24 protein-coding genes are annotated in these 24,839 nt (G+C 51.0%); 15 read left to right on the plus strand and 9 right to left on the minus strand.

The features are described 5' to 3' along the window. Entirely contained in the window at positions 1-1,461 is a 1,461-nt protein-coding gene (locus ACZ483_RS05615) for a hypothetical protein (protein ID WP_464323208.1), read from the plus strand. On the opposite strand, the gene purB is transcribed toward ACZ483_RS05615, so the two are convergent. Next, on the minus strand, positions 1,458-2,759 hold the full coding sequence (gene purB, locus ACZ483_RS05620; protein ID WP_464323209.1) for an adenylosuccinate lyase: 1,302 nt from the start codon (positions 2,757-2,759) through the stop codon (positions 1,458-1,460). The genes ACZ483_RS05615 and purB overlap by 4 nt on opposite strands. 84 nt (positions 2,760-2,843) lie before the next feature. Here purB and tpx point away from each other — a divergent pair, with 84 nt between their 5' ends. Further along, the gene (gene tpx / locus ACZ483_RS05625; RefSeq protein ID WP_464323210.1) at positions 2,844-3,356 is read left to right on the plus strand and encodes a thiol peroxidase; all 513 of its coding nucleotides are present in this window, start codon (positions 2,844-2,846) and stop codon (positions 3,354-3,356) included. Here the strand turns inward: tpx and ACZ483_RS05630 are convergent. Further along, the gene (locus ACZ483_RS05630; protein ID WP_464323211.1) at positions 3,340-4,422 is read right to left on the minus strand and encodes a radical SAM protein; all 1,083 of its coding nucleotides are present in this window, start codon (positions 4,420-4,422) and stop codon (positions 3,340-3,342) included. The genes tpx and ACZ483_RS05630 overlap by 17 nt on opposite strands. Before the next feature lie 85 nt (positions 4,423-4,507). Here ACZ483_RS05630 and ACZ483_RS05635 point away from each other — a divergent pair, with 85 nt between their 5' ends. The 3 genes from ACZ483_RS05635 to ACZ483_RS05645 are packed head-to-tail and all read left to right on the plus strand — an operon-like array spanning position 4,508 to position 6,272. Beyond that, positions 4,508-4,735 carry a hypothetical protein gene (locus ACZ483_RS05635; protein ID WP_464323212.1) on the plus strand — a complete coding sequence of 76 codons (228 nt, stop codon included), beginning with the start codon at positions 4,508-4,510 and terminating at the stop codon, positions 4,733-4,735. Between the two features lie 22 nt (positions 4,736-4,757). Then, the gene (gene pheA, locus ACZ483_RS05640; protein WP_464323213.1) at positions 4,758-5,846 is read left to right on the plus strand and encodes a prephenate dehydratase; all 1,089 of its coding nucleotides are present in this window, start codon (positions 4,758-4,760) and stop codon (positions 5,844-5,846) included. A gap of 15 nt (positions 5,847-5,861) precedes the next feature. Then, complete coding sequence (locus tag ACZ483_RS05645) at positions 5,862-6,272, plus strand: CoA-binding protein (protein WP_464323214.1); 411 nt, start codon at positions 5,862-5,864, stop codon at positions 6,270-6,272. On the opposite strand, the gene ACZ483_RS05650 is transcribed toward ACZ483_RS05645, so the two are convergent. Next, on the minus strand, positions 6,263-7,294 hold the full coding sequence (locus ACZ483_RS05650) for a protein-glutamate methylesterase/protein-glutamine glutaminase (protein WP_464323215.1): 1,032 nt from the start codon (positions 7,292-7,294) through the stop codon (positions 6,263-6,265). The two genes, ACZ483_RS05645 and ACZ483_RS05650, sit on opposite strands and share 10 nt — an antisense overlap. Continuing rightward, a complete protein-coding gene (locus ACZ483_RS05655) occupies positions 7,291-8,091 on the minus strand; it encodes a CheR family methyltransferase (RefSeq protein ID WP_464323216.1) in 801 nt (266 codons plus the stop codon). The genes ACZ483_RS05650 and ACZ483_RS05655 overlap by 4 nt, the downstream gene beginning before the upstream one ends. A 58-nt stretch (positions 8,092-8,149) precedes the next feature. Here ACZ483_RS05655 and secA point away from each other — a divergent pair, with 58 nt between their 5' ends. Both secA and purU read left to right on the plus strand, forming a co-directional pair. Further along, entirely contained in the window at positions 8,150-11,104 is a 2,955-nt protein-coding gene (gene secA / locus ACZ483_RS05660) for a preprotein translocase subunit SecA (protein WP_464323217.1), read from the plus strand. After that, positions 11,104-11,955 (plus strand): formyltetrahydrofolate deformylase, encoded by an 852-nt coding sequence (gene purU, locus ACZ483_RS05665; protein ID WP_464323218.1) that lies wholly within the window; start codon positions 11,104-11,106, stop codon positions 11,953-11,955. The genes secA and purU overlap by 1 nt, the downstream gene beginning before the upstream one ends. On the opposite strand, the gene ACZ483_RS05670 is transcribed toward purU, so the two are convergent. Continuing rightward, the gene (locus ACZ483_RS05670) at positions 11,952-14,432 is read right to left on the minus strand and encodes a CBS domain-containing protein (protein WP_464323219.1); all 2,481 of its coding nucleotides are present in this window, start codon (positions 14,430-14,432) and stop codon (positions 11,952-11,954) included. The genes purU and ACZ483_RS05670 overlap by 4 nt on opposite strands. Positions 14,433-14,614: 182 nt before the next feature. Here ACZ483_RS05670 and ACZ483_RS05675 point away from each other — a divergent pair, with 182 nt between their 5' ends. The 5 genes from ACZ483_RS05675 (at position 14,615) to ACZ483_RS05695 (ending at position 19,054) form a co-directional block, all read left to right on the plus strand. Further along, positions 14,615-14,953 carry a P-II family nitrogen regulator gene (locus tag ACZ483_RS05675; protein ID WP_464323220.1) on the plus strand — a complete coding sequence of 113 codons (339 nt, stop codon included), beginning with the start codon at positions 14,615-14,617 and terminating at the stop codon, positions 14,951-14,953. A gap of 24 nt (positions 14,954-14,977) precedes the next feature. Next, positions 14,978-16,387: a type I glutamate--ammonia ligase gene (glnA, locus tag ACZ483_RS05680; RefSeq protein WP_464323221.1), complete on the plus strand. Its 1,410-nt coding sequence runs from the start codon at positions 14,978-14,980 to the stop codon at positions 16,385-16,387. 54 nt (positions 16,388-16,441) lie between these two features. After that, the gene (locus tag ACZ483_RS05685; protein ID WP_464323222.1) at positions 16,442-17,719 is read left to right on the plus strand and encodes an ammonium transporter; all 1,278 of its coding nucleotides are present in this window, start codon (positions 16,442-16,444) and stop codon (positions 17,717-17,719) included. A gap of 72 nt (positions 17,720-17,791) precedes the next feature. Further along, the gene (locus tag ACZ483_RS05690) at positions 17,792-18,826 is read left to right on the plus strand and encodes an outer membrane beta-barrel protein (protein WP_464323223.1); all 1,035 of its coding nucleotides are present in this window, start codon (positions 17,792-17,794) and stop codon (positions 18,824-18,826) included. Positions 18,827-18,886: 60 nt separating this feature from the next. Then, positions 18,887-19,054, plus strand: coding sequence for a hypothetical protein (locus ACZ483_RS05695; RefSeq protein WP_464323224.1), 168 nt, complete (start codon positions 18,887-18,889; stop codon positions 19,052-19,054). A 68-nt stretch (positions 19,055-19,122) separates the two neighbouring features. On the opposite strand, the gene rpmA is transcribed toward ACZ483_RS05695, so the two are convergent. After that, positions 19,123-19,413: a 50S ribosomal protein L27 gene (gene rpmA, locus ACZ483_RS05700; RefSeq protein ID WP_464323225.1), complete on the minus strand. Its 291-nt coding sequence runs from the start codon at positions 19,411-19,413 to the stop codon at positions 19,123-19,125. 1 nt (position 19,414) lies between these two features. Beyond that, positions 19,415-19,714, minus strand: a complete 300-nt coding sequence (gene rplU / locus ACZ483_RS05705) for a 50S ribosomal protein L21 (RefSeq protein WP_464323226.1) — start codon at positions 19,712-19,714, stop codon at positions 19,415-19,417. A 63-nt stretch (positions 19,715-19,777) separates the two neighbouring features. On the opposite strand from rplU, the gene purL reads away from it, so the two are divergent. Both purL and lspA read left to right on the plus strand, forming a co-directional pair. Next, positions 19,778-22,006 (plus strand): phosphoribosylformylglycinamidine synthase subunit PurL, encoded by a 2,229-nt coding sequence (gene purL, locus ACZ483_RS05710; RefSeq protein WP_464323227.1) that lies wholly within the window; start codon positions 19,778-19,780, stop codon positions 22,004-22,006. Continuing rightward, on the plus strand, positions 21,976-22,449 hold the full coding sequence (gene lspA / locus ACZ483_RS05715) for a signal peptidase II (RefSeq protein ID WP_464323228.1): 474 nt from the start codon (positions 21,976-21,978) through the stop codon (positions 22,447-22,449). Before purL ends, lspA begins: the two co-directional genes overlap by 31 nt. On the opposite strand, the gene ACZ483_RS05720 is transcribed toward lspA, so the two are convergent. Further along, entirely contained in the window at positions 22,436-23,137 is a 702-nt protein-coding gene (locus ACZ483_RS05720) for a pseudouridine synthase (RefSeq protein WP_464323229.1), read from the minus strand. The two genes, lspA and ACZ483_RS05720, sit on opposite strands and share 14 nt — an antisense overlap. 18 nt (positions 23,138-23,155) lie before the next feature. On the opposite strand from ACZ483_RS05720, the gene ACZ483_RS05725 reads away from it, so the two are divergent. Next, positions 23,156-23,680, plus strand: coding sequence for an archaemetzincin family Zn-dependent metalloprotease (locus tag ACZ483_RS05725; protein ID WP_464323230.1), 525 nt, complete (start codon positions 23,156-23,158; stop codon positions 23,678-23,680). Here the strand turns inward: ACZ483_RS05725 and ACZ483_RS05730 are convergent. Continuing rightward, the gene (locus tag ACZ483_RS05730; protein ID WP_464323231.1) at positions 23,657-24,826 is read right to left on the minus strand and encodes an MFS transporter; all 1,170 of its coding nucleotides are present in this window, start codon (positions 24,824-24,826) and stop codon (positions 23,657-23,659) included. The two genes, ACZ483_RS05725 and ACZ483_RS05730, sit on opposite strands and share 24 nt — an antisense overlap. Positions 24,827-24,839 lie beyond the last annotated feature (13 nt).

Genomic DNA, 24,839 nt, shown 5'->3' on the forward strand with positions numbered 1-24,839 from the left:
ATGAAGGTGCTAATAGTATCCTTTGACAAAACCCTGACGGAGAATTTAAAGAAGGCGCTGGAAGGTCACGAGGTTTACACTGCAAAGAACAGCGAGGAAGCTCTAAAGATGATACCTGCCGATGTGGAAGGAGTTATCTACGATGCGATATCGGGTGCGATATCGGAGGAGGACATAAACACTCTGTATACCAAGAAGTTCAGCAACGCAAGGTACATCATACTTTACGATGAGCTCTTCCCTGTGGAGGAGGATAACATCATAGTCTCTCAGAAGATGCTCGTCCCAAGGGACTCTGAACCTTCCGAGATAGTGAAAAAACTGACGGAGTTCCCTGAGGAAGAGGCAGAGAAGGAAAGCTATGAACCCCCCCCCGAAACAGAGTACGAGATAGAACCTACCAATCTTGAGACCGCGGGCATGGATACGGTCGGGGAGCCCGAGACACCCGCCGCCGAGAGTGTTCAGGAAGTAGAGGAAGAGGTTCCCCCAGTTTCCGCCGAAACGCCCTTTGAGGTTGAAGCTTCCACATCAACCGGCACCCGTAAGATCCTTATAGTGTCCTTCGATCAAACCCTTATAGACTCCTTGAGAACGGCCTTAGGACAGAGGTACGAGGTTGTGAGCGTAAAGACGGTAAGGCAGGCTATGGAACAGGGAAAGGATGCGGACCTGATAGTTTTTGACGCGATCTCAGGAGTGATAGCTGAAAAGGGTCTCATAGACATGGCTAACGATCCGGTCCTCGCCAGCAAGCCATACGTAATACTCGTGGACGATCTGTTCCCGATAAACGTGGACAACATACCTTTGGAAAATAAAATAGCCCTTTCGAGGGATACTGACACGGCACGGATAAAGGAGGTGGTGGAGGAGAAGATCACCTCAGCGCCGGCACAAACTCAGGAGGTCCCTACAGCAGGGTTGGTAGAGGAGACAACCGTTGAGGAGCCCACGGAGGAGGCTCCACAGATAGAGATCGAAGAAACGCCTCCTGAGATCGAAATAGAGAAAGAGCTTCCTCAGGATATACCCGAGATAGAAGTGGAGGAAGTGTCACACCCTACTCAGGATATCTCTACAGAGGAAGAGGTTCCAGCCCTTGAGGCGTTAGAAAGGTTCATGGAATCGGAGGAAATATCTAAAGAGGTTCAGGAGCAGGAGGAGGTGAGCGAACCGGCTACTATCCCGGATTTTGAGGAAGCTCCAGCCGTTGCACCCGCTGAGATCAACATTGACAAAGCTATAGAGGAGGCTGTAGCTAAAGCCCTTTCCGAAGAAAGGGTGAAGGAAGCGGTCTCCAAGGCACTTCAGGAAAGCCTCGGGGAACTCAGGGAAACTATAGGTGAGCTTATAAGGAGTGAACTGGGAAAAGCCTTTGAGGAGATCGATGTAAAGAGCCTTATAAAGGAGGCTACCTATCAGGCTCTTAAGGAGAGGCTCGAGGAACTCATAACCTAACCGAACACCTTCTCAAAGATGTAGTCCCTGTACTTCACGAACTCCCAGGGGTTAAAGATCCTATCAAGATCCTCCTCACTCAGATACTTCCTCACCTCTGGATCAGAGAGAAGAACCTCTTTGAAATCCTTATCGGAGTTCCAGCTCTCCATAGCGCATCTCTGAACGAGGTCGTAGGCTCTGTCCCTGAGCAGACCCTTTTCAGTAAGGGCTACGAGAATCTTGCTCGAGAAGTAGAGGCCTTTGGACAGTTCCATATTCTTACGCATCCTCTCTTTGTTTACCACGAGACCTTTGAGTATATCGTGGAAGAGGTTGAGAATGTAGTCCAAAGCTATGGATGAATCAGGAAGGATTACCCTCTCCGCGGAGGAGTGGGATATGTCCCTTTCGTGCCACAGGACCACGTTTTCTAAAGCAACGTTTAGATTAGCCCTTATCACCCTCGCTAAACCACAGATCCTTTCTGAGTGAATGGGATTCTTCTTGTGGGGCATGGCAGAAGATCCCCTCTGACCCTCAGTGAAGGGCTCCTGAACCTCCAAAACCTCTGTCCTCTGAAGGTGTCTTATCTCGGTAGCGAACTTCTCTAAGGAGGCGGCGGTCAGAGCCATAGCGCTCACGAACTCCGCGTGCCTGTCCCTGTGGACTATCTGGGTCGAGGCGGGTTCTATCTTAAGACCGAGTTCCTCGAGGGCTATCCTTTCCACCTCTGGGGGGACGTTGGAGTAAGTTCCCACAGCACCCGAAATCTTTCCGTAGGATACCCTCTCCTTAGCCTGAAGGAGCCTCTCCCTATTTCTCCTCATCTCGTCGTACCAGACCGCCATCTTTAAGCCAAAGGTCGTCGGTTCGGCGTGAACTCCGTGGGTCCTCCCTATCATGAGGGTGTCTTTGTGTTCGAAGGCAAGCCTCTTTATCTCCTCCATAAACTTATCCACGTCCTTTATAAGGATCTCTAAGGCTTCCCTCATGAGGAGGGCAAGGGCTGTGTCTATCACATCGGAGGAGGTGAGACCTAAGTGGATGAACCTGCCCTCCTCGCCCACCTGCTCGGATACGGCGGAGACGAAGGCGAGGACGTCGTGTTTGTAAACCCTCTCGTACTCCCTTATCTTCTCTAAGGTTTCGTCGTCTATCCTCGTCCTCTCCTCTATCTTCCTGAGGGCTTCGGAGGGTATCTTGCCGAGCTTAGCCCAGGCTCTGCAAACCGCTATCTCCACATCGAGCCACTTCTGGAACTTGTTTTTCTCCGACCAGACCTCTCCTATCTCCTTCCTCGTGTAGCGCTCTATCATGGCTCTTAAATTTTATGACAGAAGACATCAATTTCGATACTCGTAGCTGATAGAATTGGAGCAAAACCACGGAGGAGGTGGATCATGGCAGAGACGGTAACGCTTAAGGGAAATACAGTGACCCTTGCAGGACCTGCTATCAATGTAGGAGACCCAGCTCCTGAGGCGGTCGTCGTAACGACAGATCTTCAGGAGAAGAGAATAGGGGGAGCTAAAGGAAAGGTTCAGCTCATAATAACTGTTCCCTCCCTCGACACGCCCGTCTGTGAAACCGAAACGAAGAAGTTCAACGAGATGGTAGCCGGGCTTGGAGACAAGGTGGACGTTACAGTTGTATCGATGGATCTTCCCTTTGCGGAGAAGAGGTTCTGTGAGAGCTACAACATCGGGAACGTCACCGTAGCCTCCGACTTCAGGTACAGGGACATGGAAAAATACGGCGTCCTCATAGCCGAAGGAGCCTTGAAGGGTATTCTGGCAAGGGCTGTCTTCATAGTGGACGCCGAGGGCAAGGTTGCCTACAAACAGCTCGTTCCTGAAATAACTGAGGAGCCCAACTACGACGAAGTTATGGAAAAGCTCAAGGCGATGACGTGAGCTTCCCGTAGTATCTGCCGCCGAGCGTAACGTACCTCAGTATCTTCTTGAGATTTCTCAATCCCTTCAGGTCGGCAGGGGACCTGAGGGTTCCCTCTTTTCTCCTTCTAATTATCTCCTTTGCCGTCTTCTTCCCTATGCCGGGAACCCTGATAAGGAGCCCGTAGTCGGCGGTGTTCAGCTCTACGGGAAAGAGGTGGATATTCTTCTCAGCCCACACCTCCTTGAGATCCCTATCGGGAAGCATCCCTCCCTCGAAGGGGAGTTCTCTCCAGCTAAAGCCGTAATCCCTTATCAGGAAATCGGCCTGGTAGAGTCTGTACTCCCTTCTCTTGGACTCAGGCGGTCTGTCCTCGAGAGGCGTTCCTCTAACTGGAAAGAAGGCGCTGTAGTATACTCGCTTCAGCCTCAGCTTCCTGTAAAGGTACTCGCTACTCCTCAGGAGCTCCTCATCACTCTCGCCGGTCACCCCAACCATTACCTGGGTTATCTGATCCTTCTTCGGAAAGTTTTCCAGTATCCTGCTCACCTCGGTTATCCTGGGGATTATATCCTTTCTGAGGCTCTTACCCTTAGCTATGCTCTTTAGCCTATCCTCGTTCGGAGCCTCTATGTTTATGGACACCCTGTCGGCGAGCTTGACGGCCTCTTCGAGGGTCTGCTGACTCACCCCCGGCATAAGTTTGAGGTGTACGTATCCCCTGTAGCCATATTTCTTCCTCAGTATGCTCACCGTGTCTATCATCTTCTCCATCGTCAGTTCCGGATGGACGAATATCCCTGAAGAGAGAAAGAGTCCACGAACCCTGCCCTTCTGGTACAGCTCTATAAACCCCTTGGCGAGGTCCTCCGGTGAAATGTAAATTCTCGGCGTTGCTTCCCTATCTCTCCTGAAGACGCAGTAATCGCAGTTCTTATCACAGTAGGTTGATTGCATGACCTTCAGGATGGGCTTCTTCCCTCTTGGGGTTGAGGCGTCGTATATGCATCCTTCGAGGTTGGGTTCTCTCTCGCACTCAAAGCTGGCGAGCTTGGAGAGGAGTTTCAGTTTCTTTTGGTGATCCATCGGTAAAAAGATACTTCCTTGATACAGGTCATCAACTCGTGTTTTTTCGAGCATATGCTTTACAGAGCAAATTTGGAGGTAGAGTATGGCGGACCTGCAGGAACTTGCGGTGAGCTTCGGAAAGTTCGTCGCCGAAAGGGACGAGATACAGATAGAGGACATAACTGAGGAGACGGTTGAGGAGGTTGTTCAGGAGTTCATAAGACAGGTTTTGAAAGGTAAAGGTTTGAGCGAAGATGAGCTCGCCCTCGTTAGGGTCGCTGTTGAGCACGGGCTCTACGACGGAGCTACCGTGAACGAGATGGAGGGCTGACAGCCCTGATAAAATTAACTTTGTGGAGGAATTAAAGAAGCTCAGGGAAGAGATAGACAGGATAGACGAGGAGATACTCCGCCTTCTGAACGAGAGGGCGAGGATAGCAAGGGAGATAGGGGAGATAAAGAAGAAGAGGAACATGGAGATCCATGTCCCCGAAAGGGAAAGGGCTATCTTCGAAAAGATCCTTAAGCTAAATAGAGAGAAGTTTGGGGAGGAGTTTCCCTCCGAGGCCCTTGTCCACATCTACAGAGAGATAATCTCCGCCTGCCTTTCTTTAGAGAAGCCTCTCAAAATAGCCTACCTTGGTCCGAAGGCGACATTTACCCATCAGGCGGCCCTGGAGTTCTTTGGCTTCTCCGCCCAATACGTTCCCTGCGCCACCATCAGGGACGTCTTCGTAGAGGTGGAGTCCGAGAGGGCAGACTACGGCGTGGTTCCTGTTGAGAACACGATAGAAGGAGTTGTGAATTATACACTCGATATGTTCCTTGAGAGCGACCTGAAGATCTCGGGAGAGGTTGTAATTCCTATAAACCTTCATCTCCTCTCCACCACCGAGGACGTATCGGAGATAAGGAAGGTTTACTCCCACAAGGTAGCCCTCGGTCAGTGCAGGAAGTGGCTCGAAAAGTATCTCCCTGACGCTCAGCTCATCGAGACGGAGAGCACCGCAAAGGCCTGTGAGATAGCCCTCGAGGAAGAAGGCTCGGCGGCGATAGCGAGCGAGGTGGCGAGTTACACCTACCACCTGAACATAGTTGCGAAGAACATACAGGAGAGTTCTGACAACTTTACCCGTTTCCTCGTCATCTCAAGAAGGGAGATGAAACCTACGGGAAAGGACAAGACGAGCCTCATATTCGCCGTCAGGGACGAGCCGGGAGCTCTCTACAGAGCCTTGGAAGCCTTCTACCTGAAAGGAGTGAACCTTACGAAGATTGAATCGAGACCTTCGAGGAAGAGAGCCTGGGATTACGTCTTCTTCGTAGACTTGGAAGGACACAAAGATGAGGAGAGGATAAGGGACGTTCTCAAGGAGCTCAAGAAGAGAACCCAGATGGTCAAGATACTTGGATCTTATCCCAAGGCGCTCCTTAGCGAGTGAGTTATAATTAGAGTCATGGAGGTTCAGCACAGAGACGACGCTTTCGAGGCGTTAAAAGAGGCGAAGGTGGTTGCAGTTGTCGGTATATCTCCCAAGCCGGAGAGACCATCTTACTACACCACTGAAAAGGTGGTTAAAAAGGGCAAACACAAACTATACCTTGTAAACCCGAGGTATGCGGGTCAGGAGATATTTGGGATAAAGGTACTTCCTTCTTTGAAGAATATCCCCGAGCCGGTGGACATCGTAAACGTCTACAGAAATCCCGCCCACGTTGAACCCATAGTTCAGGAGGCTATAGAGATAGGAGCCAAGGTGGTCTGGCTCCAACCTGGAGCGGAGAACTTTGAGGTTATAGAGAAGTACAAAGATAAGATAAGGTTCGTTTACAACGCCTGCATAGGTGTAGAGGCAGGTTACCTCTGAGTCCTCACACCACTAACGAGTTTCAACAGAAGCTTGGGCAGTTCCTCCTTTCTGACTACGAAATCAACGCATCCTGTCTTTATGGCGTTTTCAGGCATAGCCCAGAGGATGGCGGTCGATGGATCCTCGGCCACTGTTACACCCCCCGCCTTTTTAACTTCAACTATCCCCTTAGATCCGTCGTCTCCCATGCCTGTGAGGATAACGCCGATGGTGTTCCTCTTAAAGACTTCAGCGGTGGAGGAGAGTAACAGGTCCGCGGAGGGTTTGTAGATGAACCTACCGTCCTGGACGTATCTAACGTAAGCCCTCTCAGGTGTTCCTTTTATGGTCATGTGTATCCTACCCCTGGAGATGTAAACCGCACCACCTTTAATGACTTCCCCCTCCTGTGCCTCCTTAACAGGCAGAGGACAGAGGGAGTCGAGGTGGCGAGCGAAGGCGGCGGTGAAGGTGTCGGGCATGTGGATCGCTATCAGTATAGGTGAGGGGAAGTCCTCTGGAAGTTTGGGGAGTATAGCACTCAAGGTCTGGGGTCCTCCAGTTGATACACCTATAGCCACCGCAGGCGGTATATCGAAGTCCATCCTTCCCTCGGAGACAGGTCTTCTAAAGCTCTCTGAGGGCTTCCTCGAGGTCTGGAAAGCGGCCCTTATCTTCGAGATGATCTCCTCCCTGAAGGAGTTCAGCTCGGCATAATTAGCAGGTTTGGTTATGAAGTCCACCGCCCCCCTGCTCAGAGCTTCTATAGTCTCCTTAGCTCCCTCCTTCGTAAGGGCGCTTATCATTACGACCTTGCACTCAGGGCATACTCTTCTTATGTGCTCTAAGGCTGTCAGCCCGTCCATTATCGGCATGTTTATGTCGAGAGTTACGACGTCGGGTCTAAGCTTCTCCACGAGGGCCACCGCTTCCTTTCCGTTGGAAGCCTCCCCGATCACCTCTATATCTGCCGCAGAGGAGAGTATCTTCCTCAGTGCCAGTCTGATAAAGGGTGAGTCGTCTACGATGAGAACCCTCATTCTTCCCTCCTCCTGTAGAAGGTGAACCTTCCCTCCTTGAAAGGCTCGAAAAGGTGGTAGAACTCTTTACCGAGTATCTCTGTGGAAGAGAGAACGAGGATACCACTTCTCCTCATGGAGTTCTTCAGGTTTTCGAGGGCTACCTCCTTGGACCTCCTGTCGAAGTATATTAGGACGTTCCTACAGAGAACAACATCAAAACTCCCCTTAAAGGGTTCGAAGCTCTTGGGATCTATAAGGTTCCCTTCCACGAACTCAACCATCCTCTTAACCTTCGGAGATATACTTATAAAATCTCCCTCTAAGATAACGAGATCCCTGTACTCTTCGGGTATGTCTCTGAGCTCTTCCTTCCTGTACCTTCCCTCCCTCGCCCTCTCCAAGATTTTCACGTTTATATCCATTCCGATGACCCTACCCACTATTCCTCTCCTGACCATCATCATTGCGAGGGTGTAAGGCTCCTGTCCCGCTGAGCATCCTACACTCGCAAAGTTGAGGTTCTTCCTACCTTTTAACACGTTATCGAAGAGGGTCTCAAGCTGTTCCCTCTCCCTGAAGAACCTCGTTTCAGGAACGGTCATAAGGTCTATCAGAATCTTCCTCCTCTCACCATCGTTCATAAAGTAAGAGATGACCTCCTCGGGAGAGAGTCCGTTTAGGTTAAGACTCTTCAAGAGCCTCTCCAACTTATACTCTAATATCTTCATCCTCTCGTCGGGGTAGAAGTTACCCGTAAGATCGTAGATCATCTTTCTGAGGAGTTCTATCAGGCGAGCCCTCTCTTCTGTCTTCACGATCCTTCCTTGCACATTTATTTTAAACTAATTAAATTAAGAGACTTGGGAGTTAAAGATGTTAGAGTGGCTTTTAAAAAGGATCTTAGGCACTAAGAACGAGAGGGAGATTAAGAAGTTAAGACCCTTTGTAAGGAAGGTAAACGAGCTTGAGAAGGAGCTTGACGAACTGCCCAACTCCGAACTCGTGAAGAGGGCGCAGGATCTATATAACAGGATAAGGCTGAACGAAGAGATAAAGGAAGGGATAAGGGACGGTGAGATAACGGAGGAGGTCATAGAGGGGTTTGCCCTTGTGAGGGAGGCGGCTAAGAGAACCTTGGGGCTCAGGCATTTCGACGTCCAGCTGATCGGCGGTTTCGTCCTACATCAGGGAAAGATAGCGGAGATGAAGACGGGAGAGGGTAAGACCCTCGTTGCAACGCTTTCCGCCGCGGTGAACGGGATGACCGACGAAGGCGTCCATGTGGTTACGGTGAACGACTACCTCGCGAGGAGGGACGCCCAGTGGATGGGTCCCATATACAAGTTCCTCGGTCTCGAGGTTGGAGTAATAAACTCCGACGGGATGTCCTACAAAGTGGAGTGGGCCGATGAGGAGGCTTTTAAAGAGGCTATAGAGAAGGATCTGAGGGTCTGGCCCAAAGGTTTCTTGGAGGAGATCCTTCCCTCCGAGAAGGTGAACGTGGAAGCTAAGAGGGCTTTCTTCACGATCCTTAAAGAAGTCCAGAGGAGGGAAGCCTACGAGGCTAACATAACCTACGGAACGAACAACGAGTTCGGCTTCGATTACCTGAGGGACAACATGGCCTTCTCTAAGGAGGACATAGTTCAGGTAAAGGGACACAACTACGCCATAGTGGACGAGGTGGACTCGATACTCATAGATGAGGCGAGGACTCCCCTAATAATCTCCGGACCCGCCCAGATGGACATAGAAATCTACAGGATCGCCGACAGGGTGGTGAGGAAGTTGGAGAAGGGTAAGGACTTCGAGGTGGATGAGAAGAACAGGACGGTAAACCTCACGGAGCAGGGGATAGCGAAGATAGAGAGGATGCTGAACATAGACAACCTCTACGACCTCAAGCACATAGACCTCCTCCACGCGATAGTCCAATCGGTCAGAGCCCACCACCTCTTCAAGAAGGACGTCCACTACATCGTAAGGGACGGAGAGGTTCTTATAGTTGACGAGTTCACCGGAAGGGTCCTTCCCGGAAGGAGGTGGTCCGACGGACTCCATCAGGCAATAGAGGTTAAAGAGGGGGTAAAGGTAAAGGAGGAGAACCAGACCTTAGCTTCAATCACCTTCCAGAACTACTTCAAGCTCTACAGGAAGCTCGCGGGAATGACGGGAACCGCCGAGACGGAAGCCCTCGAGTTCAGGGAGATATACGGACTCGACGTTGTGGTGATTCCGACCCACAAACCGATGATAAGGAGGGATCTGCCCGACCTCGTTTACAAGACCAAGAAGGAGAAGTGGGAGAAGGTTGTAGAGGAGGTTCTTATAAACCACCTCTTCGGGAGACCCGTCCTCGTCGGAACGGTCTCGATAGAGGACAACGAACAGCTCTCCTCACTTCTGAAGAACAAAAGGCTCATAAAGAGGATCCTTGAGAAGGAGGAAGTGAAGGGGAGGATAGAGGAGCTTAAGAAGAAGTACAACGTGAGCGAGGAGGAGTTTGAGAAGAGACTCAAGGAGGTTCTCAAGAGGGGAATACCCCACAACGTTCTGAACGCCAAGCACCACGAGAAGGAAGCCTACATCATCGCCCAGGCGGGTAGAGTGGGAGCGGTAACCATAGCGACCAACATGGCGGGAAGGGGAACGGACATACTTCTCGGAGGGAACCCCGAGTACATGGCGAAGGAGATACTTATGTCTCAGGGTAAGAACCCGGAGGAGGCGAGCGAGGAGGAGTGGAAGAGAGCCTTTGAGGAGGCTTACAGGATAACAGAGAAGGAGAAGGAAGAGGTAAGGAAGCTCGGCGGACTCTTAGTGATAGGAACGGAAAGGCACGAGTCGAGGAGGATTGATAACCAGCTGAGGGGTAGATCCGGAAGGCAGGGGGATCCCGGAGAGTCGAGGTTCGTTCTCTCCCTTGAGGACGATCTCCTAAGGCTCTTCGGTGGGGAGAGGGTGAGCAAACTCATGGACATGCTCAAGATTCCCGAAGGAGAGCCTATTGAAAGCAGGATGGTTACCAAGGCTATACAGAACGCCCAGAAGAGGGTGGAGGCACAGAACTTCCAGATAAGGAAGAGATTGTTTGAATACGACAACGTGATGAACACCCAGAGAGAGGTTATCTACGCTCTGAGGAGGGACATCTTAGAGGGGGAGAACCTTAAAGAAGAGATCTACGAGTTCATGAGGGACGTCCTCGAGAAAGAAATAGACAGACTCCTTCCGGAAGAGGATCCCGAACTCTGGGAGCTCGAACCTCTCAGGAACTTCCTCAGGGAGTGGACGGGAAGGGATATAGAGATACCTCAGGTAAGGGACAAGGAGGAGCTCGTAAACGCCCTCCACGAGAAGCTGAAAGAAATTTACGAAGAGAAGGAGAAGGAGATAGGAAGCTCCGAGGCTATGAGAGAGCTCGAGAGGGTGATACTGCTGAACATCCTCGATACCCTCTGGAGGGAACACCTTCACGTCTTGGACAGGCTCAGGGAAGGCATATACCTGAGAGGCTACGCCTCCAGAGATCCGCTTATAGAGTACAAGAGGGAGGCTTTCGACCTCTTCGAGGAACTCCTTCATAACATAAAGTCCCACACCGTCTCCGCTCTCCTGCAGGTTCAGATAAAGTCTCAGGAGGAAATAGAGCAGGAGAAAGAGCTTGAGGAGAAGAAGCACGAGGAGCTCTTGGGACAGGCGGTATACGCGGGGACAGATGGGGGCAAGAAGGGACCGAGACCCAAGACCCTCAAGGAGAGGCTCAGGAACGAGAGGTTAAGAAAACAGAAACTTAAAGCCAAGAGGCTCGAGAAGGCACAGGAGTAATGGAAACCGCCATACTTCTGATCTCATGCCCCGACCGGAAGGGGATAGTAAGGGAAATAGCCTCCTTTATCGCAGATAACAACGGCAACATCGTTCACTTCGACCAGCACATAGATCCTTACAGGGGAGTTTTCTTCGCGAGGGTGGAGTGGGACATCGGAGATTTTCGAATACCTAAGGATGAGATAGAGGAAGCCTTTAAGCCCATCGCCAAAAGGTTCTCAATGAACTTCTCTCTCCATTTCAGCGACTACGTCCAGAGGGTAGCCATATTCGTCTCCAAGCAAGATCACTGTCTCTACGACCTCCTCCAAAGGTTCAAAAGCGGAGAGCTGAGGGGAGAGGTGAAGCTCGTGATAAGCAACCATCCCGATCTAAAACCGATCGCGGACTTCTTCGGGATCCCCTATTACCACGTTCCTAAGAGCAGAAAGAACAAGAGGGAAGCGGAAGAGGTGGAGCTGAAGCTCCTTGAGGAGAACGGGATAGACCTGATAATCTTGGCGAGGTACATGCAGATCCTCTCGAAGGACTTCGTTGACAGGTACAGGAACAGGATAATAAACATACACCACTCCTTCCTCCCAGCCTTTCCTGGTGCAAAGCCTTACCACAGAGCTTACGAGAGGGGTGTGAAGATCATAGGGGCTACGAGCCACTACGTTACCGAGATCTTAGACGAAGGACCCATAATAGAGCAGGACATAATAAGGGTGAGCCACAGGGACACTTTGGAAGACCTGATAAGGAAGGGGAAGGATATAGAGAGGATAGTTTTGGCGAGAGCGGTTAAGTGGCACCTCGAGAGGAAGGTTCTCGTTTACGACAACAAGACCGTAGTCTTCGATTAGATTTCAGAGTCCATAATGCTCTCCTTTATTTTCTCTATCTCCCTTCCGAGATCCCTACCCTCGAGCCCTTTGGCTCTCAGCTTCTCTATAACCTCAGAGGGAACCTTGACGAACCTGAGCTTCTCTACGTAGATTCTTACCTTCTCCCTTATATCCTCCTCCGTCATCAGGAGGAGGAGGAGAGAGAGATGAATCCCCTTCAGTGCCCTGTATATCTGGGAGTTCCTTTCAGCCTTCCTGAGCTCCCTTTTAACTCTGCCGAGCAGCCGGTAGAGGTTCCCCATGTTCTCCCTGACCCAGGCAGGAGCGGAAACGTCCTTCAGAAACTTAGAGCTCACCTCCGGTTTGACGGTCGAGAGTACGAGCATAAGAAAGATCCAGCCGTAGTCCACACGCTCCGAGGGAAACTCCAAGGAGTGCCAGTCCACAACTCTCTTTAGCGAGAGAAGTTTGTCCTCAAGAGCCTGAGTCCAGCTAAAGCCTTTTATCACGTGCTCGAGTATCCTGTACCTCCTGTATAGGGCGAGGATGTCGAGGAGGCGATCCTCTCTCAGGGCGAGCCTTATTTCGTTCATTATCCTGCCTGTCGGAGCCTCCTCAAGCAATCCTAAGTTTACTGCCTGTTTAAGGAGCCTTTCGGTGCTCTTGGAGAGCTTGAACCCAAGCCTGCCGGCAAACCTCAGAGCTCTAAGGATCCTTACAGGATCCTCTATGAAGCTGACTGGATGAAGAACTCTGATTATCCTGTCCTTGAGGTCCCTTACTCCCCCGAAGTAGTCTATCAGGGTTCCGAAGTCCTCGGGATTCACGGAGATCGCCATAGCGTTAATGGTGAAGTCTCTCCTTATCAAATCCTCCTTAAGGGAGGCCTTCTCTACCTTGGGATAGGCTCCGGGTCTGGGATAGGTCTCCCTGCGTGCCGTCGCAAACTCTATCTTGACAGCTCCTACCTTCAGGTGAGCGGTCCCGAACTCGGGAAAGGGGTGAACTTCAATACCGTGGCTCTCGGCGAGCTTTCGAGCCACCTCTATAGCATCACCCTCCACCACGAAGTCAAGATCCCAAACCTCCTTACCGAGGAGGATGTCTCTGACAACACCTCCAACTATATAGGCTCTGTAGTTCATACTCCTCGCCACCTCCCCTATCTCCCTTGCTATACCCTCGATGTTTTCTGGCACCTTCACCTTCCTGTGGTAAGCCTTCAGCTCTCCTAAGTCTTCCCTCATCCTCTGTAGGATGTCGAGTCTCGTTACAACACCCACAACGGTCCCGTCCTCAACCACTGGGATCAACTTCTGACCAAACTTGGTAAGGATCTCCTCAGCCTCCCAGACGGGAGAGTCAGGATTCAAGGTTGTAAAGTCCCTGCTGGCGAACTCCCCGATAGGATCTTCTGGGTAGAGCTTTGAGAGCTTGAGCAGCGCCTTCTTGGAGATTATGCCCACGAGGTTCCCCTCCTTGTCGATGACCGGAGCGTTGGCAAAGCCTCTCTCAGAAAGTTCCGCGAGGGCGTCCTTAACCGAGAGGTGCTCCGAGAGGAGGAAGGGAGGTGAGGTCATTATGTCCTTCACCTTCAGCTTCGGGGGCTTAAATCCACGGAGGAAGTTTATGAGGAGGCTCTTAACCCGTGCCGCGGAAACGTTCTCCAACTTCGTAGCCCCGGCTTCGGGATGCCCTCCACCACTGAAGTGGGATAGGATCTCACCCACATCTATCTCCTTAGTCTGAGAGCGTCCGAAGACGTAGGTCTTGTTCTCCGCCTCGATTATCACAAAGAAGGCGTCAGCCTCTTTCAGATCCTTAACCTCGTAAAGGAGTGCGTTCACGTCCGGTTCGTATTTCTCTAAAACGGCTGTAGCTATTGCCACCTCGAGACCGTCCATATATATCTTCTCCACGGAGGAGAGTATCCTCCGGACTATCTCTATCTGCTCCTTAGTAAAGGTCTCGTGCATGTACTTCCTTATAGTTCTAAGGTCCGCTCCCTTGGAGAGGAGCCAAGCTGCAGCGTTCAGATCTCTCTCTGTGGTCCCTTCATAGGAGAAATTCCCCGTGTCCTCGTATATACCGAGGGCTATGACGGTAGCCTCTTCGGGAGTTATTTCCACGTTCTTTTTAATCAGTTCCTCGACAACGAGGGTTGTGGCAGCTCCCACCTTATCCACCTTACCCTCAAACTCATTAACGTCTCCAGAGGGATGGTGATCAAACACCATTATCTTTCTGACCTTGTCCTTCGGAACGTTTTCAGGGAAGTATCTTGTATCAACCAGCAGTAGATCGAAGCTATCGGGCAGACTATCGGTTATCCTAAAGAGGTGCTTGAAATCCCTGAAAACGAGTCCTGCTCTCTTCGAGAGATACTTGGGAGTAAGAAGGCAGACGTCGGGGAAGAGCTTTTCAAGGGCAAGGGCTCCGCTAAGGGCGTCGAGATCCGCCCCCTCACACAGTACTATTACCCCACTGCAATTCATATATCTAAGTTAGCTCAAAAAAGTAAAGGCGGAAGATGTAAACAATTTAACAATTTTGTAAACAATTTAACATAGCCTGAGCCTATACGTCAGTCCTTACAATCTTAAAATTTCAGATGGAGGACCGTTTTTCAGTTTTGGCACGGTTCTTGCTAATAAAACTTGCAAAAGGAGGAAGAAGGATGAAGAAGGTGGAGGCGATCATCAAACCTTTCAAACTCGACGAGGTGAAAGATGCCCTCGTAGAACTGGGCATCGGGGGTATGACCGTTACCGAGGTCAAAGGTTTCGGTCAGCAGAAGGGACATACGGAGATCTACAGGGGAACTGAGTACGTCATAGACTTCCTTCCTAAGGTCAAGATCGAGGTGATCGTCAAGGACGAGGACGTGGAGAAGGTCGTGGACACGATCGTCAAGACCGCTCAGACGGGAAGAGTGGGGGATGGAAAGATATTCATAATTCCTGTTGAGGACGTCGTTAGGATAAGAACAGGTGAAAGAGGAGAAGCAGCTGTTTAAAAATCTATTAAAGGAGGTGCAGGCATGCCTAAGTACTCACCACAGGAGGTCTTAAGCCTGATCGAGCAGGAAGGGGTCCAGTATGTGGACCTGAGGTTTTCCGATCCATTCGGTCAGTGGCAGCATCTAACCATTCCCGCCTACGAGCTTTCGGAAGACACCTTTGAAAACGGAAGGGGATTCGACGGTTCCTCCATAAGAGGATGGCAGAGCATAAACGAGTCTGACATGCTCGCAAAGCCCGATCCCAACACCGCCTTCATAGACCCCTTCATAGAGCCCAAGACCCTCGTGATGATATGTGACATCTATGATCCCGTCACTGGAGAAAGATATGGAAGGGACACGAGATACATAGCCCAGAAGTCTGAGCAGTACCTTAAGCAGACGGGAATAGGGGATACAGCTTACTTCGGACCTGAGGCGGAGTTCTTCATACTTGACTCCGTGGAGTTCGGAACCGCCGCGAACTACGCCTTCTGGAGGGTGGACTCTGAGGAGGGCTGGTGGAACAGAGAGCTCACCTCCACTGGGTACAAGATACCTCACAAGAGGGGATACTTCCCCGTTCCCCCTTTGGACAAGACTATGGATCTCAGGAACGAGATGGTCTCTATACTCTCGGAGCTGGGTGTAACCGTTGAGCTTCACCACCACGAGGTCGCCACCGCCGGACAGGCGGAAATAGACATAAGGTACGACTCCCTCGTAAATCAGGCGGACAAGCTCTTCCTTTACAAGTACATCGTAAGGAGCGTCGCTGCCAAACACGGAAAGTACGCTACCTTCATGGCTAAGGTTCTCCCCAACGACAACGGATCGGGAATGCACACCCACTTCTCCATCTGGAAGGGAGACGAACCCCTCTTTGCGGGATCGGGATACGCGGGACTCTCCGAAACCGCCCTCTACGCCATAGGCGGTATCCTCAAGCACGCGAGAGCCATCGTAGCCTTTACCAACCCGACAATAAACTCCTACCACAGGCTCGTTCCCGGCTTTGAGGCTCCCGTAAGGCTTGCCTACTCTGCAAGGAACAGATCCGCCGCCATAAGGATACCCATGTACTCCCAGTCTCCTAAGGCTAAAAGGATAGAGGTCAGGTTCCCCGATGCCACCTCCAACCCCTACCTCGCCTTCAGCGCCATACTCATGGCGGCTATAGACGGGATAGAGAACAAGATAGATCCCGGAGAGCCCTTCGATAAGGACATCTACTCCCTGCCTCCCGAAGAGCTTGAGGGAATACCCCAGCTCCCCGGATCCCTTGAGGAAGCTCTGAACGAGCTCGAGAAGGATTACGAGTTCCTCCTCAAGGGCGGTGTCTTCACCGAGGAGTTCCTCCAGCTCTGGATAGAGACCAAGAGAGCGGAGATAGACGAGCTCAGGTTCACTCCTCACCCCAAGGAGTTCGAGCTCTACTTCGATATCTAAGCTTTAAACACCCCGCCTTTGGGCGGGGTCATTTTAATAAAGGAGGGAAAAGAGATGAGGCGCGCACCCCTTTGGACGGGTCTGTCTATCCTTTTGGGAGCCATCCCCGCCTTTGCAGGAGAACCGAAGCTTGACACAGGAAACACCGCCTGGATGCTCATGGCTTCTGCCCTCGTAGTTTTCATGACCATTCCCGGGCTCGCCCTCTTCTACGGAGGACTGGACAAGAGCAAGAGCATACTCAACACGATCGCCATGTCCTTCGTAGCCTTCGCTATAGTTACGATAACCTGGCTTGCGGTCGGCTACTCCATAGCCTACGGGGACGACATAGCCCAGTTCATAGGAAATCCTTTTCAGTACTTCTTCGGTAAGGGGATAACTGGTATAAACGCCGATACAGGATATCCGGCTCTCTTAGACCTGATGTTCCAACTCACCTTCGCAACGATAACGACCGCCCTCGTGAGCGGATCCCTCGTGGGAAGGATGAAGTTCTCGGCTTGGATAATCTTCTGCATACTCTGGAGCATAATCGTTTACGCTCCGATAGCCCACTGGGTCTGGGGCGGTGGGTTCCTGAGCAACGACGGAGCTTTAGACTTCGCCGGGGGGACCGTGGTTCACATCAATGCGGGAATAGCCGGCCTCGTTGGTGCTTTGATACTTGGAAAGAGGAAGGAGCCTCAGCTTATACCCAACAACGTTCCCTTTGTGGCTCTCGGTGCTGGTATCCTGTGGTTCGGCTGGTTCGGATTCAATGCGGGTTCAGCTCTCGCGGCAGATACGATAGCAGTCTACGCTATGGTGAACACGACCGTCGCTACTTCTGCAGCAGCGTTGGCGTGGATGTTCGTCGAGTGGGCGAGTGCTGGTAAGCCCACGGTAGTTGGAATATCCTCGGGAATAATCGCCGGTCTTGTAGCCATAACGCCCGCGGCCGGTTTCGTTAATCCCGTGGGAGCCATATTCGTCGGCGCGATAGGTGCAGTCATAGCTTATTTTGCAGTAGCTAAGCTTAAAGCTGCCCTCGGATACGACGATGCCCTCGACGTCTTTGGAATTCACGGTGTTGCGGGTATGGTCGGTGCAATCCTCACAGGGATTTTTGCCGATCCAGCAGTGAACGAGGCAGCTGGTCTGCTTTACGGGAACTCCAAGCAGGTCCTTATACAGATCGAGGGGGTCGTGGCGACCCTCGCTTACTCGGGCGTGCTCACCGCCATCATAATGTTCATTGCTAAGGCTCTCACTGGTCTCAGAGTTAGGGGCGAGGAAGAGATAGAGGGCCTCGACGGGACCCAGCACGGAGAAAGTGCATATAACCTGTAAACGAGCGGGGAAGGAGGCTCAGTCCTCCGCTCCGTTTCTCTCTTTTTGAAAACTTAAAAGGAGGTGTTAGAAATGAAAAGGAAGCTACTGCTAACGGCGGTCCTGGCTCTCGCCGGAAGCTCTCTGGCAGAAGAGAAAACCTTTACGCTGAAGGTTTCCCAACCCTTCGAGCTTTACGGAGGCGTGAGCGGTGGCTACTTCTACAGCACCAACCCCATCTCCGAAAACAGAGATGCGAGGGACGCCTTCAAACTTACTAACGCGGTTGTAGGAATAACTGGCGGTAGCGATAAGGTAAGCTTAGACCTCGCCGTAGGTGCTTTTTTGGGTGCCAACATCTGGGATGGAGGAGCTACACAAGACGTTATCTCCTATACCTCAGGTGATGTGGTCAGGAATGAAGCCGGCATTCTCTGGGGATACGTCACCCTATCACCCACAAGCAACCTCTCGGTAGATGTAGGTTACCTGACGACCAACGTAGGTGCAGAGGTGATAAACACCTACGCCAACAAGAATATAATCCTTGGTACGATCTGGTACGCCCAGCCGGTAATATATCCCGGTGTTAGGGTTACCTTTGATATAAACGATAACGTGAGCGTCTACGCTGAATACAACAACGACGCTCTCAATCCGAAGAAGGAAGCCTTCGCCCTCGGATCTCTGGGGTCCTTGGCTGGTATAGATTACGCGGTGAGCTACTACGACTATACAGGCTTTAAGAACTTGGTGGACGTTGTGCTCGAATATTCGATAAACAACGTAGAGCTCGGATTGAACTTTGACTACCAGTGGCTCGATGACTCGGCAAAGGCACCCGGTCAAGACGACAGCGCATACGGCGTGGCTCTATACGCAACACCTAATTTCGGAGCTCTGTCAATTCCTGTCAGGTTCGAGTACTTCGACGAAGGAACGAGCGGGATATATTTTGGCGGAGCCGACAACGGCTACACCGTGACCATAACCCCCACCTTCAAACCCACGGAGAACTCCTTTGTAAGAGCCGAGGTCGCCTACATCTCAACGGACAACAAGGTATTTAAGAACGGAACGGAGGACAACAAGACCACCTTGGCGGTTGAGTTAGGCTTTACGTTCTGAGCCCTGCACCCGTTACGCCCTTTGCCCCTCTGCGGGGCTTTTTTAATATTAAAGAGAGCTTTGAAGGGACTTCTCTTGGATATAGACGGGGTCCTCTACGCAGGGGAGAGTCCTATCCCGGGAGCGATAGAGCCTTCAGAAATCTCGGAGGGGTTTAAAGTAAGGTTTATAACGAACCACGAGGAAGCCTACCGGCAAGGTAGAGGATCTTACAGGGATACCTCCTGAATAACATGGTGGTGGGAGATGTTCGCTATAGCTTCAACCTGAACAGAGCTTTTAGATACTTAATGGAGTCAGTTAGCCCTTCCGTTCCCGTTGAGGGATTCCCACTCCTCCGGGGTTAGGACGCTAACCACCTTCTTCCTTCTCCTGTTCTCGAAGCGGACGTATCCATCGGTCAGGGCGAAAAGGGTGAAATCCGACCCCATACCCACGTTCTTACCGGGGTATATCCTCGTTCCCCTTTGCCTCACTATTATGTTTCCAGCCTTTACAAACTGACCGCCGTACCTTTTTACACCAAGCCTCTTAGAATGGCTATCCCTTCCGTTTCTCGTAGAACCACCACTCGCCTTGGAAGCCATCTCAAACCTCCTTTATCTCTTTAATTAATACCTCGGTGTAGGGTTGTCTATGCCCTTTCCACCTCTTATAGTTCTTCTTGGGTCTGTACTTGAAGACGGTAACCTTCTTACCTCTTCCGTGAGCTAAAACCTCGGCGACCACCTTACCTTTGTAAAACTCAAGGCTTCCGTCCTCTTTCCTCACTACAATAGGCTCGAACTCTACCGTTGAACCCTCCTGAGCTTCTATCTTCTCTATGCGGAGCTTCATCCCTGGCTCGACCCTGTACTGCTTTCCTCCTGTCTTTATGATGGCGTACATCCTTTGGACCTCCTGTAGAGTTCAATAGTATATCACATATCCCAATGATAAAATAGACCTCCCATGGATAAGGTCTGGGAGGTTCACGGTCTAACGGAGGAGGAGTACGACAGGATAGTCTCCTACCTCGGAAGGGAACCTAACAACGTAGAGCTCGGTATTCTCGGAGCGCTCTGGTCCGAGCACTGCTCCTACAAGTCTTCGAGAAAGGTTTTAAGAAAGTTCCCCACGAGGGCGGAGTGGGTCGTTCAGGGACCCGGTGAGAACGCGGGGGTTGTAGAGATAGACGATAAGGTCTGGATCGCCTTCAAGATCGAGAGCCACAATCACCCCTCCTTTATAGAGCCTTTCAACGGGGCGGCTACGGGCGTTGGTGGGATAATCAGGGACGTCCTCTCCATGGGGGCAAGACCTATAGCTTTAACTGACTCCCTCAGGTTCGGGGAACTCACCGATCAGAGGACGAAGTTCCTCGTGAAGGGTGTGGTGAAGGGGATTAGTTTCTACGGAAACTCCATAGGTGTTCCCACCGTCGCTGGGGAGACCTTCTTTGAGGACTCTTACAGGACAAACCCTCTCGTGAACGCCTTCTGTCTCGGAGTGATGCCGGCGGGGAGGATGTTCAGGGCAAGGTCCACGGAGGTCGGTCAGGTCCTCTTTCTTATAGGTTCCACCACAGGAAGGGACGGAATACACGGAGCCGTGATGGCTTCTGGGGAGTTCGCGGAGGACACCGAGGAGAAGAGGCCCAACGTTCAGGTGGGAGACCCCTTCTTCGGTAAAAAGCTGGTGGAAGCCGTTTTGGAAGCTGTGGAGAGGGATCTAATAGTAGGAATGCAGGATCTCGGTGCCGCCGGTTTGGCCGGTTCGGCTTCGGAGCTTGCAAGCAAGTCTAAGATGGGCGTGGAGCTTTACTTGGAAAAGGTCCCCCTAAGGGAAGAGGGAATGACTCCCTACGAGATACTCCTATCCGAGAGTCAAGAGAGGATGCTCCTTGTAACCGATGAGGAGAAAATAGAGGAACTTGCGAAGATAGCCGAGTTTTACCACCTTAGCTGGGCTGTGGTAGGCAGGACAACAGAGGACGGAAGGCTGAGGGCTTTCTCTGAAGGGGAAGTTGTAGCCGATCTCCCCGTAAGCCTCATAGTCGATGAAGCACCGGCTTACGACAGACCTGTTCGTGAGCCAGCCTATCTGAAAGAGGTAAGGGAGTTCGATCAGGATGTTCTTCCCCTGGTAGATATAAAGGAGGCTTTCCTGAAACTCCTCTCCTCACCCAACATAGCTTCCAAGGAGTGGGTTTACACACAGTACGACTATCAGGTTGGGACGAACACGGTGATAAAGCCCGGAGGGGACGCTTCCCTGCTGAGGTTAAAGTGGGTGGTAAAACCTGAGCTGAGAACCGAGAAGGGAGTTGCCATCTCTTCGGAGGGGAACGGGAGGTATGTTTTCCTCGATCCATACGAGGGAGGGAAGTACGTAGTGGCCGAAGTGTGTAGGAACGTGGCCTGCACAGGGGCGAAACCACTCGCTATAACCGACTGCCTCAATTTCGGAAATCCGGAGAGACCGGAGATAATGTGGCAACTCACAAAGGCTGTGGAGGGAATGGCAGAAGCCTGTGAACGGCTTAACGTCCCCGTTATAAGTGGAAACGTTTCGCTCTATAACGAGACTATCGAGAAGGATGTTATCAGAAACATATATCCCACACCCGTAGTGGTGTGCGTTGGAGTGTTGGAAGACGTGGACAAACACGTGGATATAACCTATACATCAACCGGTGATCTTCTCCTTATAGGTGATTTAAACAGGGAATCTGTTGTAGATGGAAGCGAGTATCTCAAAGTGGTTCATAGGCTTGTTAAAGGTAGGGTTCCCAAGGTGGATTTAGAGAAAGAAAAGAAGCTCATAGATCTACTGATGGAGCTGGTTAGGGAGGGTCTTATAGACTCAGCTCACGACGTATCCTCCGGAGGACTTCTGATAAATGTGTTCGAGAGTGCTGTGGGTTCAAAATTCGGGGTGGAGCTGGAGATATACTCTGAGGAGAGGCCCGACTTCTTCCTTTTCTCGGAGATGCCCACGAGGGTTGTAGTCAGCACATCCGGTAACAGGACAGACAGAGTCAAGGATATGGTTGAAGAGAGAGGACTCGATTGGCTTTACATAGGTAGAGTGGTCCAAGAAAGGTGTTTGAGGATAAGTTTTAACGGAGACAGAATTCTCGATGAGGATATGGATTCCCTTAAGGAGGTGTGGCAGAGATCCTTAGAACTGGCACTCTGATATACGTTGTTACTCTGATCACCGTTTTGTTTCTCGACCTCTTTACGAAGAGGCTTGCGGAAGAGTATCTCGCTGACAGGAGTTATGATGTACTTCCGTTCCTTAAACTCTTCCTAATTTACAACAGGGGTGCGGCCTTCGGTATATTCGCGGACCATCCGGACTGGATAAGGATACCTCTGCTCGTCCTTACGCCCATCGTAGCCTTTGTGATTACCTACATTTACTCTAAAAGGAACGGAGACGCCAAGGTATCCTTAGCCATGGGACTCATAGCTGGAGGTGCCTTAGGAAACCTGCACGACAGGCTATTTCTTGGTAAGGTTAGAGACTTTATACACCTCCACGTAGGGAATTATTACTGGCCTGCCTTCAACGTAGCGGACGCCTCCATAACGATAGCAGTGCTCCTTATAGTCCTCCACTACCTTAGGAGAGGTTGACCTCCCTCTTCAGCTTTACCACCTCTTCCTCCTTTAACTCCCTCCAATCGCCAGGCTTAAGCTCCTTCTCAAGGACGAGACTCCCGATCCTTATACGCTTCAGGTTTAAAACTCTGTATCCAAGAGAACCGAAGAGCCTCTTGATTATGCGGTATCTACCTTCCCTGATAATCAGCTTCAAGACTCTGTCCGAAAGTCTCTTAACCGAGATTAGATCGACAGGCTTACCATCTACAACAACTCTTTTTAACGTTTCAAAATCCTCTCCGAACCTCCTATCGAGCTCTACCATGTACTCCTTTTCGACCTTCCACCTGGGATGGGTTAGTCTATGGGCAAGCTCACCGTCGTCGGTTATAAGTAGAAGGCCCTCCGTGTCCACATCGAGTCTTCCTGCAGCGAAGAGCTTACGGGAGCCGAATCCTTCCCCTAAGAGATCGAGAAAGGAGGGGTAATCCGCTTTCCTCTCCGTCGTGGAAAGGTACCCCTTGGGTTTATAGAGTATAATGTAAACCTTTTCCTTGGGCAGAATCACCTCACCGTCCAGCCTAACCTCCCCATGTTCAACTTTAAAGGATATATCCCTTACAACCTTTCCTCCCACCTCAACCCTTCCTTCCCTTATGATGCGCCGCGCTGCCGATCTCGGTACGTTGAGGGCTTTGGCGATGAACCTATCGAGCCTCATTGTCTATATAATATCCCCATGGGATACGTCTACATAACCTCCTTCGGAAGGGTGGAGGGAAGGCTCCTTTTAGCCTCTGGATTTAATATAAAGGAGATCTTCGGGCTCGAAGTCAGGGTTTCCTCAGTCCCCTTTCCTCCGAGGTTAGGCTTTAATCCCGAAAGGAGTCAATATCATGCCGGAAGTATAATCTCCTATCTGGATAGCGTAGAGTTCCCGCAGATGGTAAGACTTTTAGCTCTCGTGGAGTTCGATCTATACGAGGAAGGTCTGAACTTCGTTTTTGGAGAGGCACAGCTGGGAGGGAGGAACGCCGTAGTGAGTATCTACAGACTGAGGGATCCGAACGAGAATATTCTCTTCGAGAGAACCTTCAAGGAGGTGAACCACGAGCTCGGTCACACCTTTGGGCTAACCCATTGTTCCGATCCCATGTGTGTTATGAGCTTTTCGAACTCTATCTATGACGTGGACCGAAAGACGCGGTTCTTCTGCCTTTCCTGCAGAAATAAGCTGTCCTCAGCCCTTGAGATTTATCCTTAGTATCCAGCTGGCGGTCAGAAAAAACCAGATCAAGGTAAGAGCAAAACCGGTAAGGAGCATGTAGGTTGTTCCCGTTCTCAAGAATATACCACCCATAGCACCCCCTATGAAGGCTCCCACGAACTGCGAGGTGTTGTATATCCCTACCGAGAGCCCTCTCGTGTCTCTGTGAGAGAGCTTGGTAAGGAGCGAGGGCATTATAGGCTCTAAGAGGTGGAAACCCACAAAGTAGAGGGTAAGGAGGGCTAAGACCCCGTAAAAATTGCCTATCAGGAGGGGGGTGAGAAAACCAAGACCTATCAGAGCTATACCGATAAGAAAGACCTCTCTAATCTTCCCCTTCTTCTCGGCTACTATCGTGGAAGGAACCATTATGGCCACGGAGATGAGAATTATGGGAAGGTATATCTTCCAGTGTTCTGGCTTAGGTATGCCATACCTGTATATCAGCTCTATCGGTATCACCGTGAATATAGATACGAGTAAGGCGTGCAGAAGTCCGACGGAGAGGTCAAGCATCTGCTGGTTTCTGTCCCTCAATATATCACCCATATGGGAAAGGGAGGGCTCTATCTCCTTATGATGTTTCGGAGGTTCTTCTATAAAGAGAAGGATGTAAAGCATTGCCACAGTCGAGAGAAAAGCGGTAAGGTAAAAGATGAACGGGACTCCGAACTTGCCCGCTATCACAGGTGCAAGGGTTATACTCAGGGCAAAGATCATTCCAACGGAGGCTCCTATGTGGGCGAAGGCTCTCGTTCTGACCTCCTCTCTTATAAGATCTGCCGCAAGGGAGACGGCGGCTGAAGATATGGCTCCGGCCCCCTGAACGAGCCTCGCGAGGATCATACTCCATATATTCCAGGCGAGTCCGCCCAATACGCTCCCGACAACGTAAGCTAAGAAACCGAAGGTTATAACAGGTTTCCTTCCGTATTTATCCGAAAGGTAGCCGAAGGGTATCTGTAAAAGTGCCTGGGTGAGACCGTAAACACCTACCGCTATACCTGTGAGGATGGGCGTGCTCCCCTCGAGGTTTTTAACGTAAGGAGCGAGGACGGGTAGGAGAAGAAAGAGCCCCAACATACGGGTCACTACGGCAAAGGTTATTCCAGCGAGGGTTTTCTTTTCTTCGGGGGTGAACATCGAAAGTATTATA

It is taken from the genome of Hydrogenivirga okinawensis (genome assembly GCF_055385515.1).

What these genes read in the sequence shown, in the direction of transcription:
- ACZ483_RS05615 (WP_464323208.1), top strand. Translation starts at nt 1, where the DNA reads ATGAAGGTGCTAATAGTATCCTTTGACAAAACCCTGACGGAGAATTTA.
- purB (WP_464323209.1), bottom strand. Translation starts at nt 2,759, where the DNA reads ATGATAGAGCGCTACACGAGGAAGGAGATAGGAGAGGTCTGGTCGGAG.
- tpx (WP_464323210.1), top strand. Translation starts at nt 2,844, where the DNA reads ATGGCAGAGACGGTAACGCTTAAGGGAAATACAGTGACCCTTGCAGGA.
- ACZ483_RS05630 (WP_464323211.1), bottom strand. Translation starts at nt 4,422, where the DNA reads ATGGATCACCAAAAGAAACTGAAACTCCTCTCCAAGCTCGCCAGCTTT.
- ACZ483_RS05635 (WP_464323212.1), top strand. Translation starts at nt 4,508, where the DNA reads ATGGCGGACCTGCAGGAACTTGCGGTGAGCTTCGGAAAGTTCGTCGCC.
- ACZ483_RS05645 (WP_464323214.1), top strand. Translation starts at nt 5,862, where the DNA reads ATGGAGGTTCAGCACAGAGACGACGCTTTCGAGGCGTTAAAAGAGGCG.
- ACZ483_RS05650 (WP_464323215.1), bottom strand. Translation starts at nt 7,294, where the DNA reads ATGAGGGTTCTCATCGTAGACGACTCACCCTTTATCAGACTGGCACTG.
- secA (WP_464323217.1), top strand. Translation starts at nt 8,150, where the DNA reads ATGTTAGAGTGGCTTTTAAAAAGGATCTTAGGCACTAAGAACGAGAGG.
- purU (WP_464323218.1), top strand. Translation starts at nt 11,104, where the DNA reads ATGGAAACCGCCATACTTCTGATCTCATGCCCCGACCGGAAGGGGATA.
- ACZ483_RS05670 (WP_464323219.1), bottom strand. Translation starts at nt 14,432, where the DNA reads ATGAATTGCAGTGGGGTAATAGTACTGTGTGAGGGGGCGGATCTCGAC.
- ACZ483_RS05675 (WP_464323220.1), top strand. Translation starts at nt 14,615, where the DNA reads ATGAAGAAGGTGGAGGCGATCATCAAACCTTTCAAACTCGACGAGGTG.
- glnA (WP_464323221.1), top strand. Translation starts at nt 14,978, where the DNA reads ATGCCTAAGTACTCACCACAGGAGGTCTTAAGCCTGATCGAGCAGGAA.
- ACZ483_RS05685 (WP_464323222.1), top strand. Translation starts at nt 16,442, where the DNA reads ATGAGGCGCGCACCCCTTTGGACGGGTCTGTCTATCCTTTTGGGAGCC.
- ACZ483_RS05690 (WP_464323223.1), top strand. Translation starts at nt 17,792, where the DNA reads ATGAAAAGGAAGCTACTGCTAACGGCGGTCCTGGCTCTCGCCGGAAGC.
- rpmA (WP_464323225.1), bottom strand. Translation starts at nt 19,413, where the DNA reads ATGGCTTCCAAGGCGAGTGGTGGTTCTACGAGAAACGGAAGGGATAGC.
- rplU (WP_464323226.1), bottom strand. Translation starts at nt 19,714, where the DNA reads ATGTACGCCATCATAAAGACAGGAGGAAAGCAGTACAGGGTCGAGCCA.
- purL (WP_464323227.1), top strand. Translation starts at nt 19,778, where the DNA reads ATGGATAAGGTCTGGGAGGTTCACGGTCTAACGGAGGAGGAGTACGAC.
- ACZ483_RS05720 (WP_464323229.1), bottom strand. Translation starts at nt 23,137, where the DNA reads ATGAGGCTCGATAGGTTCATCGCCAAAGCCCTCAACGTACCGAGATCG.
- ACZ483_RS05725 (WP_464323230.1), top strand. Translation starts at nt 23,156, where the DNA reads ATGGGATACGTCTACATAACCTCCTTCGGAAGGGTGGAGGGAAGGCTC.
- ACZ483_RS05730 (WP_464323231.1), bottom strand. Translation starts at nt 24,826, where the DNA reads ATGTTCACCCCCGAAGAAAAGAAAACCCTCGCTGGAATAACCTTTGCC.